This window comes from Flavobacterium ammonificans (assembly GCF_020886115.1).
GTDB classification, from domain to species: Bacteria; Bacteroidota; Bacteroidia; order Flavobacteriales; family Flavobacteriaceae; genus Flavobacterium; species Flavobacterium ammonificans.
Genome location: NZ_AP025185.1, coordinates 801,455 through 816,884, shown reverse-complemented (window position 1 = coordinate 816,884; position 15,430 = coordinate 801,455). Strand labels below are relative to the sequence as shown.

13 protein-coding genes are annotated in these 15,430 nt (G+C 36.1%); 3 read left to right on the top strand and 10 right to left on the bottom strand.

Going from position 1 to position 15,430, the window contains the following annotated elements; translation table 11 throughout:
* Positions 1–12 precede the first annotated feature (12 nt).
* The gene (locus LPC20_RS03420; RefSeq protein WP_229326527.1) at positions 13–591 is read left to right on the top strand and encodes a Crp/Fnr family transcriptional regulator; all 579 of its coding nucleotides are present in this window, start codon (positions 13–15) and stop codon (positions 589–591) included.
* 6 nt (positions 592–597) lie between these two features.
* Here LPC20_RS03420 and LPC20_RS03415 read toward each other — a convergent pair whose 3' ends face one another.
* A complete protein-coding gene (locus LPC20_RS03415) occupies positions 598–885 on the bottom strand; it encodes a hypothetical protein (protein WP_229326525.1) in 288 nt (95 codons plus the stop codon).
* Positions 886–1,781: 896 nt separating this feature from the next.
* On the opposite strand from LPC20_RS03415, the gene LPC20_RS03410 reads away from it, so the two are divergent.
* Complete coding sequence (locus LPC20_RS03410; protein WP_229326524.1) at positions 1,782–3,437, top strand: DUF6377 domain-containing protein; 1,656 nt, start codon at positions 1,782–1,784, stop codon at positions 3,435–3,437.
* A gap of 10 nt (positions 3,438–3,447) precedes the next feature.
* On the opposite strand, the gene LPC20_RS03405 is transcribed toward LPC20_RS03410, so the two are convergent.
* The 4 genes from LPC20_RS03405 to LPC20_RS03390 all read right to left on the bottom strand — a co-directional run bounded on the left by LPC20_RS03405 (position 3,448) and on the right by LPC20_RS03390 (position 7,684).
* Entirely contained in the window at positions 3,448–4,065 is a 618-nt protein-coding gene (locus LPC20_RS03405; RefSeq protein ID WP_229326522.1) for a TonB-dependent receptor plug domain-containing protein, read from the bottom strand.
* 97 nt (positions 4,066–4,162) lie between these two features.
* Positions 4,163–6,493: a glycoside hydrolase family 3 protein gene (locus tag LPC20_RS03400; RefSeq protein WP_229326519.1), complete on the bottom strand. Its 2,331-nt coding sequence runs from the start codon at positions 6,491–6,493 to the stop codon at positions 4,163–4,165.
* A 38-nt stretch (positions 6,494–6,531) separates the two neighbouring features.
* Positions 6,532–7,164 carry a hypothetical protein gene (locus LPC20_RS03395; protein WP_229326517.1) on the bottom strand — a complete coding sequence of 211 codons (633 nt, stop codon included), beginning with the start codon at positions 7,162–7,164 and terminating at the stop codon, positions 6,532–6,534.
* A gap of 112 nt (positions 7,165–7,276) precedes the next feature.
* Positions 7,277–7,684 (bottom strand): GNAT family N-acetyltransferase, encoded by a 408-nt coding sequence (locus LPC20_RS03390; RefSeq protein WP_229326515.1) that lies wholly within the window; start codon positions 7,682–7,684, stop codon positions 7,277–7,279.
* A 100-nt stretch (positions 7,685–7,784) separates the two neighbouring features.
* Here LPC20_RS03390 and LPC20_RS03385 point away from each other — a divergent pair, with 100 nt between their 5' ends.
* Positions 7,785–9,206, top strand: a complete 1,422-nt coding sequence (locus LPC20_RS03385; RefSeq protein WP_229326513.1) for an amidohydrolase — start codon at positions 7,785–7,787, stop codon at positions 9,204–9,206.
* A gap of 7 nt (positions 9,207–9,213) precedes the next feature.
* On the opposite strand, the gene LPC20_RS03380 is transcribed toward LPC20_RS03385, so the two are convergent.
* The 5 genes from LPC20_RS03380 to LPC20_RS03360 form a co-directional block, all read right to left on the bottom strand.
* Positions 9,214–9,954, bottom strand: a complete 741-nt coding sequence (locus LPC20_RS03380) for a 3-keto-disaccharide hydrolase (RefSeq protein WP_229326511.1) — start codon at positions 9,952–9,954, stop codon at positions 9,214–9,216.
* 10 nt (positions 9,955–9,964) lie between these two features.
* Complete coding sequence (locus tag LPC20_RS03375; protein ID WP_229326509.1) at positions 9,965–10,678, bottom strand: hypothetical protein; 714 nt, start codon at positions 10,676–10,678, stop codon at positions 9,965–9,967.
* A gap of 6 nt (positions 10,679–10,684) precedes the next feature.
* On the bottom strand, positions 10,685–14,695 hold the full coding sequence (locus LPC20_RS03370) for a S8 family serine peptidase (RefSeq protein ID WP_229326506.1): 4,011 nt from the start codon (positions 14,693–14,695) through the stop codon (positions 10,685–10,687).
* Positions 14,696–14,873: 178 nt separating this feature from the next.
* Positions 14,874–15,242, bottom strand: a complete 369-nt coding sequence (locus LPC20_RS03365) for a hypothetical protein (RefSeq protein ID WP_229326504.1) — start codon at positions 15,240–15,242, stop codon at positions 14,874–14,876.
* Positions 15,243–15,250: 8 nt separating this feature from the next.
* Positions 15,251–15,427 (bottom strand): hypothetical protein, encoded by a 177-nt coding sequence (locus LPC20_RS03360; RefSeq protein WP_229326502.1) that lies wholly within the window; start codon positions 15,425–15,427, stop codon positions 15,251–15,253.
* Positions 15,428–15,430 lie beyond the last annotated feature (3 nt).

Here is a 15,430-nt window from a genome sequence, read left to right as displayed (position 1 = left end):
AAAGCCCCTATCATGAATATCATTGAAAAAGTCCTAGAATCTGGTATTTCCTTTCAAAAAAAAGAACGTCACGTAGTTGAAAAATTGGTTTCTTTAATGTTTACCAAAAAAATTGCTAAAAAAGAAATTCTATTACGTGAAGGAGAAATATGTAAAGAAATCTTTTATGTCCAAAAAGGATTACTACGCGTTTACATTATTAATGAAGGTAAAGAGGTGAATACTTGGTTTGTAAAAGAAGGTGAATTCATTACCTCAATTAGTAGTTACCATAAACAAAAACCGAGCGAGCATTATATTGATGCGCTTGAAGATGGCGAAATCATTTCGATTAAGAAAACCACTCTTGATTTCATCATGAAAAACAACCATAAAGCGGCCTTATTTGCTAATCATGAATTGTTTGATAAACTCTGTGATTACCAAGAACAAGCAAGTACCTTACGCTTTATGAGTGCAGAGAACCGCTACAGCTATCTTTTTGAAAAACAAGCTGCTATTTTTTCTCGACTGAGTCAAAAACACTTAGCATCTTTTCTAGGAGTAGACACGACTTATTTGAGTAAAATAATAAGCAAGGAGAAAAAATAAATTCAACTAAGAGTTACAAAAATCAAGACCTAATAGTTCTGAAAAGTCAACTCTGTTTATAAATTTACTATTCAAGTATGTGGTTATTATTGCTTCGTCCTGGTCAGTAGAACTTAAATTTAAAGTAGTGCTTTGTCCAAAACATTTAACAGAGAATACATTTGATTCTACCTCATAATATAAAATTAAATATCCTGCGGCAATACCCGTTTGAAGAATTTCTTGATGACTAATCGTTTCACTAAAAATGATTGGAATATTTTCTTCGTTAATGATGTACTTTAAAATATTCATTTGTAAAATTTAAGTTTTGTCCAAAAAAACCAAAACCATACCGGCAAGAGGTTAGCCGGTATGGTGGTTGGTTTCCCGTGGCATTTGCGATTGTTGAAACTAAATCGACAATACTAAAGTAAATTGCCACGGGAAATGATTAGAAAAACACTACATGATTTTATTAAAAATGCATACTGTTATAAATGTCCCCACATCTTTTCTAATCATTATTTTTTTAAATTATCAATCTTTTTTTTTAAATCCAACACAAATAAAACTAACTGTTTAGATCGAGTTATGTTTTCTTGATTTTCATATGCCAAAGTAAATTCATATCATTTTAATAAAAGTTGTGATTTTACAACTTTTTGATTTTTTTTAAATTTTTTTTAGATCAGCAACTATTTATTGGTTGATTTAATGTTTGTTTTTAATTTAAAAAATTGATTTTCAATTATTTAAATAATTTTAAATACTAGCACCCGCCTGCTGAAAACCCTCTAAAAATTAACTTTTTCCCTGAATTTTTTCAAAAAAGGGTTGTTTTTGTCTGTCTTATATAATGTCACGATTATCAATAAAGTAGATTTTTTACTACTCATTCTGTTAGGTTACAAAAAACCGGGAAAAATACAAATCGATAAATGAATCCTATTAAGTTGTACCTTTGTACTGTAAAAGTGTCCCCACTCTTTTCAATTAATGTGAATAACACATTTAATTTCCGTTTTCAATAGTATGAAAACGGATTTTTTTTAACAACTACTGGAGCTATTGTGACAGCCTTACTCTTTATCTTTGTTCTTATTAGATTTTCATACATTGCAGATTCAAAAGACGAATTTCAATTTACAGCATTGAGATTATACTCATGAATCTTGTTTGACACTACTTTACAATAGAACACACTAATTATGAACTTTTCTTTTTTAAAAAATTGGATTTATTTCAGTGCTCTGCTTTTTTCAAGCATAGTGTTGGCTCAAAAAGACTTTGCCTATTTTAAAAAAGAACTCGACCTCAGTTTAGCCAAATCTGAAGAGTATTTAAAAATAAAAAACGATCGAATTCGTGGTCTTAAAAACACTATATACGAAGCCTCAACTGCACAAGTCCGTTATACCATATACACTAAATTATTCCATGAGTACAGATCCTATCAATCTGATTCGGCTCTTGTGTATGCCAGAAAGGCGGTAAATACCGCAACTTTATTGACTAAAAAAGAATTACACCAATCCCAATTTGATTTAGCCTCTATCCTTACCACTTTAGGTACTTATGACCAAGCCCTAGCTGTTCTAAATAGTGTTGAGTCCCAAATAATGCCTACAGAAAAAGGACGTTTTTTTTGGACTAAAGAGAACGTATATGGCGGCTTAGCCAATTATGCCAACGACGCTGATGAGAAAAAGAAATACATCCAGCAATCTAAGTTGTTTCGAACCAAAGCAATTGCACATTTGCCTAAAAACGAAACGCTATACTATATTGCCCTTTCAGGCCAATTGCTAAATCAAAAAAAATACCTGCAAGCCTATCAATTATTGTTTCCTGTTTTTAATAGAACTCCAAAAACTGATCCTAATAGAGCGGTTATCGCTTATATAGTATCGGAAACTTTTCGGTACAGAAAATCGAAAGAAGAAGAGAAAAAATGGCTCGCTATTTCGGCCATTTCAGACTTGGAATTAGTAAAAAAAGAAAATATTTCTTTACGAAAACTAGCATTATTGTTGCATGAAGAAGGAGAAATCGAAACCGCCTATGAATACACAAAACGTTCTCTTGACGATGCAGTTTTTTGCAATTCTAAACTTCGAACCTACGAAATATCAAAAATGTTACCCATCATTAACGAAAGTTATGAAGCCAAAAACAAGTCAAATCAATCGCAGTTAATTGTCTTTTTGATTAGCGTTAGTATTTTGTCTTTGTTTCTTATTGGTGTTTTGATTTTGCTCTTCAAACAAATGAACAAACTGGCTAAAGCACAAAAAAATGTGGAACAAGCAAATCACCAACTTTCAATTGCAAACCAACAATTACAAGGATTTAACACGGCATTAAATCAAACGAATTCAGCACTTGCCGAAACGAGTTTACTGAAAGAAATTTATATTGGGCGCTATATGGATCAATGTTCCATTTATATTGGAAAAATGGAAGAGTATAGCCAAAAACTAAAAGTGATGGCGACTGCTGGTAAAGTAAACGACTTAATCAGTACCGTTAAATCAAAAGCGTTTATCGACAAAGAATTGAAAGAATTCTATTCGCAATTTGATCAAACCTTTGTCCAACTTTTTCCCACTTTTGTGGAAGAGTTCAAAACTTTATTGACAGAACCAGAAACTTTAGTTGTCAAAAAAGGGGAACTCTTAAATCCTGAGTTACGGATTTTTGCCTTGATTCGTCTTGGCATTAAAGACAGTGCTAAAATTGCCGACTTTCTTCGCTATTCTCCCTCCACGATTTATAACTATCGTTCACAAATCAAAAATAAGGCTAGAGGACCAAGAGAAGAGTTTGAAATGAAAGTAATGAGAATTGGCACTAAATCAGACTAATAAAAGGAGGTTATTTTTTCAATTTGATTACAATAACACCACTCGCTCCTCTTGAACCATAAATGGATGCTTCTGCATCTTTCAAAACAGTAATGCTTTTTACTTCATTGGGCACAACAAAGTCAATACTTTGGACAAAATTTCCATCGACTATAAATAATGGTTCTGAATTGTTTCTGATAGAATTTATTCCTCTTACAATAATTGTATTGTCTTGTTGCACGACAACGCCGGCAATTCGCCCACGCATCATGTCGTAAATAGTACGAAATGAAACGGTAGTTTTGTCTTTATCAGGATTTAATCCATTAGGCGGTGTTAAGGATTGGTCGGCTGGAGCCGTATCTAAATACATAAAGTCCATGGTTGATTCTTTGGCGTAAGCACTGCTCAACCAACCCAATTTTTTAGAATAAACCTTTATGTTTTTTATACTATCCGGGACAATTAAGCTATATCCTCCCGACTTATTGGTAATCACATTAGTTGCTATAGTATCCAAATACAATATTGCACCTGAAACGGGTTTGTTTTTATGATTCAACACCTTGCCCGAAACCGTTGTTTGTGCATGGCCAAAACTTGTAACTATCAAAAGGGCAAAAATTAAGGTGTTTACTAATCTCATAAGTATTGGTTGTTAATTACTACTTATAAAAGTAGTTGATTAATTGATTGAAAAAACAAAAGCCCTTTACATTGTTGTAAATGGCTTTTGAATTCAATTATTTTTTTAGACTGTATTTTTCGGTTCTAGCATCTTTGATTACGCCTTTCCAGTTCAATCCAAAACCAAAATCATAGACATTTCCATTGGAATCGCGATATGGAATCATGTCATGAGGCACGTCTTCCAACTGTTTTTCAACTGTTGTCATATCCATCGGCATTTGTAAAGGTAACAATCCCGAAGGTTCTGTTTTTCCAGAAACAATATCCAACAAAGCTTCCATTTGTACTCCAAACTCTCCTACAATTGCATCCACTTCTTTTTCAAATTCGCCAAAAACCATTGGATTAGAAACGGTAATCGCTACTACTACTGGTTTCCCATTCATCGCTTTTTTGGTGTCTAAAATGGTATTTAAATCAGGGTATGAATTAGATTTTGAGGTCTTATTCAAGTACGAACGATTGGTAATAGTGGGATCAATTACTGGATCTCCAGCTGCGATACTTTGCGCTCTAGCCTCAGTTGCTGTATAATCTTTCAATTGTAAACTAATTGGCACATAGCCATTCCCTCCTGCTTCTCTATCGGATCTACTATACCCATTACTAACTGGACTTTTGATAAATACTATGGCAAAATCAGCTTTTGTAGGATCATCTGTTACATTGTAATATTTTTTAATCAAATCCAAATTCACTGGATATTCTGTTTTTTCTGGTGTTGGCATGCCAAAGAAATTCACCCCAGGTGGGGTAGTTCTTTTTGGAACATATACTGTTTTTCCATTAGCAATTGGCAAGGTCTTATTTTGATTTTTAATCAAAACAATCGATTTCAATTGGGCATCATAACCCGCTTTCATAAACTCTGGTTTCCCAACGATAGCTTTAGTTTCTTCTGGATCCAAATAAGCGTTTTCAAATAAACCTACTCTAAAAATATTCAACAACAAACGTACTGCTGATTTCTCAAAACGATTGCGCATAAAGGCTTCACCGTGTTCTTTAACCCCCATTTGATAGGCTTCCAAAACAGGTTTGATATCGTTGTTGCCCCCAAATTGATCTACGCCTGCCATCATTACTTTATAATGTCTTTCGGCAATAGTCATTTTCTCGGTTCCCCATGATTTTCCAGCAAAAACATCCGGTGTTTTTCCTTCGTCACCGGTTATTAACCAATCCGTACATACTACTCCATCGTATCCGTATTTGTCTCTCAATAAATCAGTAATGATGTATTTGCTAAATCCATTCCCTACATTCTCTCCGTACTTTTTATCTTGGTTGTACGAAATCGTATAATACGGCATCACGGCAGATGCTTTTTTAGTCCCGCCATTTAATTTAAATGCCCCATCAAGAAAAGGTTGTAGATGCATTTCGAAATTATTTCCTGGATAAACTGCAAACTTGCCATACGCAAAATGCCCGTCACGGCCACCTTCTTCAGGACCACCACTTGGCCAGTGTTTGATCATGGCATTCACACTTTGATTACCCCAACCTTCATAAGCTGCAATGGTTTTTGGTGACGATTGAAAACCATCCACATAGGCTCTAGACATATCGGTTGCTAATTTTGGGTCTTCGCCAAAAGTCCCCACAAAACGGTTCCACCTTGGCTCTGTAGCCAAATCAATTTGAGGAGATAATGCTGTCGCAATACCTAAAGCACGGTATTCTCTGGCGGCAATGGTTCCAAATTGTTCTGTAATAGCAGGGTCAAAAGTGGCTGCTAAGCCTAATTCTTCTGGCCATTGCGAAATTGCACCGCCTGAACCGGCATTGTATTCTGAATCTTTATTGGCTCCATGCCTTGGATCTGAACTATTATTAGCTGGAATTCCCATTCCAATGCTTTCTACTAATTCTTGTACATTGTTATTCCAAAGTGCAGATACCGTTGGGTTCTCCACCGATGTCATCAAAACGTGACGCAAATTATCTGTCGTTAAAAAGTTTTTTTGTTGATCGGATAAATCGTGAGCTTTAGCCCCACTTTCTGGAAATGATTTGCCATTATAGGTTCCGCCAAAGTAACCTCCTGCTTGCGCCGGAACCGATTGATGGCGACTGTACAACATCAATCCAGCAATTTGTTCTACAGTCATTTGACTAGCCAAATCTTTGGCACGTTCGGCAACCGGTAGTCTCCAATCTTCGTAACGGTCTAATTTCCCGTTTTTATTCAAATCCTTGAACGCTAATCCGTCAACGGTCATGATTTTTACACCTGATTTTGGTGAATAGCCCAAGGTTTGCCCACCTGTATTTTCAATGCGATTAAAACTCCCTTTAGGTGTTTCTGACCATTTTTTTTGTGCTTCCACTTGTGTTGCTAGAAGTAGCATCAAAGAAGCGAATGTGATTTGTGTTTTCATTATCGGTGGTTTATCTGGTAGTTAATTTAATTAGCAATTTACAAATTATATCTTGCCCCTAGGGTCCAATTGAATTTTCCGTTTGAAATCGTCTTGTTGGCAAAGCCTCTGAAATCAATATTTTTAGTCACTTTATAGGTTATTGTTTCCGAAACTCCATAAGTAGTATCTAAATCAAGTCCATACGCTTGCGTTAAAAAACTAAACTTCCCTTCAACTAATGTTGTGCTTAAAGCTAGAAAATTAGTCTTAAAGTCGTTGTTTCTTCCTTCACCATGCAAATAAAACAAGCCCATAGACCATTTATTTGACAAAGGATAGCTCGCAAGAACTTCTTGTGCAAAAAAGGTATCGACATTAAAGTTTTCGTCGATTTGTATCGCAGGCAAGTGAATTCCGAAACTTGCTTTCAATTTTTTGTCAATAAATTTGTAACGAGACATAAAAATTACGCCCCTTGGGTTTAAATTTTCTAGACGAATGGTAGATAACAAATGGAACGAAAGTCTTTTAGTGTTAGTCGTTCCAGCATTAACAATAATATGCGGGTCTTCTGAGGTAAATGCGGGAATAAAAGAGAATCCGCCTGTACTAGCTTCAAAACTAGCATGTTGTGCTTGTGCCAATGTGATACAAAAAAAGGCTAAAACGGTTAAAAATGTAGGTTTCATGAAGAAAATAATCTTGGTTGATTAGTATACGAATGACAAATATAAATTATTGCGTCAATAATACGCAATGAATATTCAATTATTTTATACCAATCCTTTTTAAACCTCTACTTTATTCTAAGTTCATTTCCATTGTTACATACTGCAACCCATTTTTGAGATAGGGATAACCGTTGGGTTGCATTCCAAATTTTTGATAATAACTTTGTTTTTCAACACGAGCGCTACAAGAAATAGTTATAATTCCGAGTTGTTGGAGGTAGTTAAAACTGTAATGTAATAATTGGCTACCATACCCTTTATTTTGGAAATCAGGGAGGGTGGCAAATTTTCTAAAAACCGCGTGTTGATTCTCCTCAATAAAAAGAGAAATACAAGAAACCCATTCGCCTTCGATGAAAATACCCAAATGAATACCGCAATCGTCGTTTGGGGTACGAACAAAATCAAGGCCTTTATCAGGCCAAAGTACTTTTTGACGTAATTGCAATACTGCATCAATAGGAATTTCTCGAATCATAAATCAGATTATAGATTCAAACTTAACCAAAAAAGCGGATTCGTAATGGCCGATTGTAAAAAAGTAGTACATTTATATTTCAATAAATAGCATTTCTACCATGAAAATACACTATGTCCTGCCCTTATTTTTAGGGTTCTCAAGTTTTGTTTTGGCTCAAAAAACAGATAAAATCACAGCTAATTTAGAAGCTAAAAAAGAAGTCTATAGTTCAATAGCTCAACAAATTTGGGGCTTTGCCGAAATGGGCTACCAAGAAGAAAAAAGCGCCGCATTGTTACAAGAAACTTTAAGCGCCGAAGGATTTAAGGTTACTAAAAGCGTGGCAGGAATTCCCACCGCTTTTATTGCCGAATATGGAGAAGGACTGCCTGTAATTGCCATTTTAGGAGAATACGACGCCTTACCAGGCTTGTCACAAGAAGCGGTTGCGGAGAAAAAATCGGCCGGAAAAGCCGCAGGACACGCCTGTGGTCATCATTTATTTGGTACCGCTTCTACCGCTGCTGCGATTGAAGTAAAAAATTGGTTAAAAGCCAATCATAAAAAAGGAACCATTCGTTTTTATGGCTGTCCTGCCGAAGAAGGTGGATCGGGAAAAGTATACTTAGTACGCGAAGGTTTGTTTAAAGACGTTGATGTAGCCTTGCATTGGCACCCAGCCGACGCCAATGATGCGAATCCGGGATCGGCTTTGGCTAATAAATCAGCAAAGTTTCGTTTTCACGGAATCGCTTCTCATGCTGGAATGGCTCCAGAAAAAGGACGTTCTGCTTTAGATGGCGTTGAAGCAATGAATATGATGGTGAATATGATGCGCGAACACATACCTTCAGACACCCGCATTCATTATGTGATTACCAATGGTGGGAAGGCGCCTAATGTAGTACCTGATTTTGCGGAAGTCTATTATTATGTACGTCACGGCAATCGAAAAATGGTGATCGATATTTTTGATCGCATCGCTAAAGCTGCTGAAGGAGCTGCGCTAGGTACTGGAACAAAAATGGAGTACGAACTTATAGGAGGAACACACGAATTGTTGCCAAATATCACGCTCCAAAAGATGATGTATTCGAATCTAGTTAAAGTGGGAGGTGTTACATATACTGAAAAAGAAAAAGAATTTGGAAACCAAATCATTCAATCCTTGGGAATTGAAAATGGAGATTTAAATAAAGCAGCAATCGTACAACCTTACAAAAATTTGGATCCAAGTTTTGGATCAACCGATGTAGGCGATGTGAGTTTTGCTGTTCCAACAGCAGGAATGGGAAGCGCCACTTGGGTGCCTGGAACTCCGGCTCATAGTTGGCAAGCGGTGGCTGCAGGCGGAACCGATATTGGCAACAAGGGAATGATGGTCGCAGCCAAAACGATTGCCTTAACTGCTATTGATTTGTTTTTACACCAAGACCAAATTGCAAAAGCCAAAGCTGAATTGGAAGAAAAAAGAGGAAAGGATTTTAAATATACGCCACTTCTAGGCGATCGAAAACCTGCTTTGGATTATAGAAAATAATTAAAATTTACTTTATTTCTTTAATTTTAATATTGCGCAAGGCTACTCCTTTTGACCAATCTTGAAAAGCAATTTTACCCTGAATTGCCTTTCCAAAAGAAGGGAAATTACCTAATTTGCTTCCGGCTATTAATTGTTTCCAACGGTCGGTTTTCATGTCTTCGTGACCTGTTTCAATGCCATTTAACCAAAAGGTAATGACGCCGTTTTGTTGCAGAATTCTTGAAATATTCCACTCTCCAGCAGGTTTCGGCTGAACTTGATTCAATAAAGGTGACAAACTGTACACACAACCCGCCGAATGCTTGCCATCAATCAGATAATCTTTAGGCATGTTGGCATTGTCTAATAATTGGTATTCGGGACCTGTTGTCCATGCAGTGGGAAATTCAGGAGCTTCTTGCACATTAATAAAAACCCCGCTATTGCCTGCTTCAGAAATTTTCCATTCAAAACTAAAATCATAATTGGTAAAAACCGAATCAGAAATCAAATCACCGCGTTCTACTTTCTCTATAGTTGGATCGCAAACTAATTCGCCATTACGAACTGTCCATGCGGACTTGATATTCCCTTCATTATATAAATGCCAGCCAGAAGTAGATTTCCCATCAAAAAGTAATTGCCAACCCTCGGCTTCTTCTACTGGACTCAAAACATTGTGTTGGAAATTATTTTGAGCATCAGAAAATAGTGCCATTAGACTCAGCAATCCAATAAAATAAAACCTTGGTTTTAGGACGATCATTTGCTTTGATTTAAGGCGTTTTAAATGTATAAACGATACTAGTAGAAGTATTAAACCCATCACTAGTAATCACTCTCCAATAGTAAACCGTATTGGCATTCACAACAACCTCTTTAGTTTTGGAAGTCAAATTCTTGTTTGCGTCAATTGGCGTTTGTTTCCCGTCTACTGTGTCAAAAAATAAAGTATAGGTTAAAGGACTGGCCTCAACATCGCTTGTTTCCCAACTGAGTGTTACTTTTCCGTTAGTTGGCGTTACTACAGTACCTGACAATGGACTAACTGCCGCCGCAGGGAATGGTGCGTAATTCGTCACGCCAACCCCTGCTAAATAAAATTTCCAAGTATCACTGACTGTGGTAGTAGCCCCTTTGTTTTTTGAAGTTACAGACCAAGAATACGGAATCCCACGATTTAACGTTACTGTTGCAGTAGCCGATGTAATCCCCGTTTGTGTTACTGTTTCTTGAGTATTCAAATTGATTACTTTTAATTCATAGCTTTCTGTATCGGTAGCAGCATTCCAACTAAATACTACTGAACTTTGTGTAGGGGTAGCATTGGCTCCCGGTTCGCAAGTAGTGCCACTTGCTGGAGCAACTAAAGTTGCTTTTCCTGGAATTTTAATTGCAACCTCTACTGGCGCTTCGTCTTCGGAACTTCCTCCGCAAGAAACCAATCCTATTACAAGAAAAATAGCTGTTATTTTAATGATACTTTTCATCTTGTTTTATTGTTTAATTACTTTTATTGTTTCCTCAAATTGATCGCCTTTAACACGAACTATATACAAACCTGATGCGTAACCACTTAGGTTTAGTTTTGCCATTCTTGAGGCGTCAAGTTTGCACTTTACAACCTCTTTTGTTGTAGCTGATAGACTCATAGTGGTTATGGTAACTTCTTGATCTGTCCCTGGAAAAAATAGCGTAACATAATCGAGAACAGGATTTGGATAAAATATGATTTGGTCTCCTAAAAAGACCGTTTGTTCAAATTTTCCTTGACAATCCATGTCCGTTGCTATAGAAATAACGTTTTGGCCTGCCTCCAGGTTTAAGGTAATTTCGTTAGAAAAATACTTTTTAGTTTGTCCGTTCAATGTGACATTGTAGCTAGATGAACCACTTAGGTTATAGGTAACTTGCTTAGCTGATGCACTTACTTTATTTGTCAGGGCTAAAATACTTGGTTCTCTTACTATTAAGTTATAACACTGTAAATAGTTAGGCTTTCCTTGAACACTAATACAAATTTCATAGCTTCCAGGTGCTAAGTTTTGAAATTGATTGGTAAAACTATTGGCCGCATTCAATTGGAATCCTGTTTGTCCATTAATCGTAACATTATATATGAAGGTTGTGTTCTTAGCGCTCACACTAATCGTTCCGTTTTTTTGTCCCACACAAGATGTTGCAGTTACCAAAGCCGAGAAGTTATCCGAAGGTAAAAGGAATATTTCGCATCCTTTAAAATCTACTTTAACTCCAGCAATAGTATTAGGACACTGATCTTCATCATCTCGAACTCCATCGGCATCTAAGTCGGTTACAACAGTAATTGTAAACGTTTTTTCAAATGATAATCCTCCAGAATCAGTCACTTTAATTCGAATGGAATGACTTACTTTAGTTTGAACTGAAAAAACTACTGCTGCTTTTAATTGATTGTTTTCTATTCTGAAGTTACCATTGTCGGTACTTCCTGTACCACTTACTAGTGCATAAGTAAAACTATCGGTGGTGTCGGTATCGGTTGCTGATAAAGACCCAATTGTTGCGCCAACACTATTATTTTGAATTATAAAATTAGAACTTAAACTAATGTTTGTTGGAGCCTTAAATGGATAGGTAAAGGGTGAAGAACTCAGATTACAGGAGTTGGTTACGACAATTGGGCCGCCATTATTACTCGATGGAAGTGTTGCAATAATTGTGGTTCTAGTAACCGAACTAATTAAGGCTTGTACTCCTCCAATTGTTACAGTAGTTCCATTGACAGAAAAATGATCCCCATTGATAGTAATTGTATTGCCTGTTGCAATTGCTACACTAGCAACTGTTGGGACTTTTCCGATAGTGATTGTCCCTGTAGCTGTTGCGGTATCACAAGACGAGGTTATTTTTACGACATAATTAAAAATACCTGTCTCAGTTGGAGTACCTGAAATTGTAAGAGTATTTGACTGCCAGTTAGCAGTAATTCCAGCTGGAAGCCCTGTCACAGTTGCGCTAGTTACACCAGTAGTGGAAAAAGTAATTGGGGTAATCGCCCCAGCATTACATAACGATTGGATATTGGTACCTGCGCCTGAGCTTAGAGTTAATGTAGGAATTCCTGGAGCTGGTAGGCCATATGCCACGGCTCTAATTCTAAAGTTATTAGAAGAAGTCCAAGAGATTCCATCCGAAGAAAAATAAGAGCGCCCAGAATTTGAACCTTCTTGCCCAAGGGATAAAGTACCTCCTGAATTGGGAACTAAAACAATGAAATAATCTGTTGCAGATGTTAATTCAACTGCTAAAGAACTCAAATCAATAAAATTCCAAGTGTTTTTTGAAATGGTTGTTGGAGGCTTGATAACAGTTCCTAATAAAGTTCCTGGATTTCCATTAGTATTGGCTCTTAATTCTACCGAAAAACTAGTTAAATTTATACTTGTGCCCGTTTTAAAGTAGACTCCTCCTATTAAACCAGATGTAGTAGTAGTAAATCGAACTGCTGCTCTAGATGAATTTAAATTAACTCCTGTATTTTGAGTATTATTATAGGGTTGTTCGTAATTAAATGTAGTAACTGTCAAAGGTTGGCAGTAGGAGAAACTAGATGCTGCTTTAAAAATATTGATTTTACCACTCCCCCAGGTCGGATTTGCCGTGGGTCCTGTAAACGAATCTTTTGTTGCAGTTGTTGTTATGGCATTTTTTATTTCTGTAAAAGTAGCATTCGGTTTCATTTGAAGTAATAACGCTACACATCCTGCAACTGCGGGCGTGGCCATACTAGTACCTTGTTCTACTTTATACAAACCATTGACTACATTATAGGCTGAAGAATTAGCTAATCCAGAATCTGAAGACAAACAAGAAACAACTGCTTGACCATTTGCCGTAATATCTGGTTTAAGTACGTTATCTCTTCGCGGACCAACAGAGCTGAATCTAGAAATATCATCTTGAGTTCCTGAAGTATAACTATATCCTGCAAATCCAGTAGAAGTGCCTCCAAACCAATCTATCTTTGCCATAAATGAACCTACAGTTACTGCTTTTGTAGCACAACCCGGAATGGCTACCAAATAATTGTTATCACCCCCAACCACAAAAGCGTCAGAATAATCTTTTCCTTTGTTGTCCAACCAACCATCAATCGTGATTGTTGAATTAGTCGAATTGGTATATTTGATGCTCCATGTTCCGGTAACATTAGCTGAAAAACTTGTTCTTGAAATCTCCACTTCTATTTTTCTATCTCCACTTCCTGGGTCTATAAAATTTGACAAATACACTGTAGCCAAACCATCCATAACCAAAGTCCCATTAGCCGAAAAAGTGCTAACTTGTGTTCCATCTGGGGCGGTAACAACCGCAGCAATTTCTGATGCATCATTAGCATAAGCAGAAAATTGAAAAACCTCCTTAGACTGAGTCGTCGTTATACTTGGCACTACTACATCGACAGTAACATTACTATTGCTGTTGACTATGGCTTGTTTGTGTATATTTTCTCCATTTTCATTTCCCGCAGCTACAACTACAATTCTTCCGGCTGCAGTATTTGTAAAATTATCAATAGCCACTTCCAGAGGATCAGTACCGTCATGAGCTCCAGACTGTGAACCCAAACTCATATTAACTACGATAGGTCTTGACAAACTCGTCGCTAAATTTTTTAAATAATCTAAGGCTGCAATCAAATTTGAAGTTGAAAAAGTTCCGTTCCCAGCTTTTACCACCACAATATCCGATTTTGGAGCTAATCCCGAGTAGATAGGACTCAAAGCGGCACCATTTCCCGCGGCAGTACCAGCCACATGCGTTCCATGACCATCGGTGTCTTTTTCTCTAACAAAACCTGCTGGTGATCCGTCAATTTCATTATTTATATGAGCTTGTGTGTATTCCACTCCAAATGTAAATCCTTGAGGTGCGCTTTCACCAGGGCCTGCAGTTATCGTTTGATCCCAAATTCGCAAAATTCGGCTTTTAGTTTGATCTAAAGGGTCTCTAAAATCAGGATGGTCCCAGTCTATACCAGAATCAATTATAGCTACAATAATTCCTTCTCCCTTATATTGTGTGTTATTTAATCTCCCACTATGCAATAAAAATGCTCCTGTTCCAGCCACAGCTATATCATTATTTTTTTTGAAATTTTTTGGCATATCAATAAACTGAACTTCTGGAAAAGCAGCGACTTCGTCAAGTTGTCTTAGACTTAGCCAAGCCGTTGAGAATGTTGGATGAATACTCTCTAAAGCAATTCCTTTAGCCAAAAGCAATTCTGGAGACTTAGTATAAATAATACAATTAAATCCGGTCTCTGTAATACCTGTGCTAGAATTTTTCTTTGAAGTAATTGTGCCAGAATACTTATTGTTAGTGGATTGATTCGCTACATTAGTATTACTTTGTTGTTCTTTCAAATAGATAAAAGATGGCGCTATTTTTGGATTATTTTGAGCCAACAAAGTGGTTGCAAAAAATAGAAGAATCCAACACAACCTAAAACGTTTTCTCATAATCTTACTTTCTAATTGGTAATTTAATAGATAAGAACTTCATTTGCTTCTTATTAGGTTAGTAAATGTATTTTTTTTTTACATTACATACAAACTATAGCCATAAAAAAAAGCAACTTATAAAAATAAGCTGCTTCTTTAAAAGGGCAATAAATGATTGCTATAGCAATTTACTATTTTAATTTTTGGCAAATACTTGATTTACTATTCTTTTCAACCTGAACCAAAAAGCATTCTTCCTCACTATTTTTTCTTCTTCAATTCCAAATTCATTAAAATTAAATTTAAGGTCTACATCTTTCCAATACTCATACTCAATGCCTGCATATTGACCATTGAAAGAAAACCGAACTAAATATTCTGTATTCTTTTCTATAAATTTAGCATAAAAAAAATAGGGGTCTTTTTTTACAATTTCTATTGTAAGATGTTTTAATCTTGATTGTAAATAATCAAAAAAACAAGGGTCGTCTTTTGTTTTAGGTAGCAAATCAATTAGTCTCGTTTGCTCTTTTGAGGGCTTAAAAGTAAAATTGCCTATTTTCATTTTTTAATTTATTCCTTAAAGCTAATACCTGAATTAGGATACAATTTTTCAAATAATCGTTTCGCATCGAAAGCAGGATGGTGTTTTTTGAATTTCAAGAGCATTTTATAAAAGCTCTTGAGCTCCTTTTCAGACCATTTTGTTTCAGCGCTTTTTATTTGATTATTTTTAAATTTTTTAATCATTTT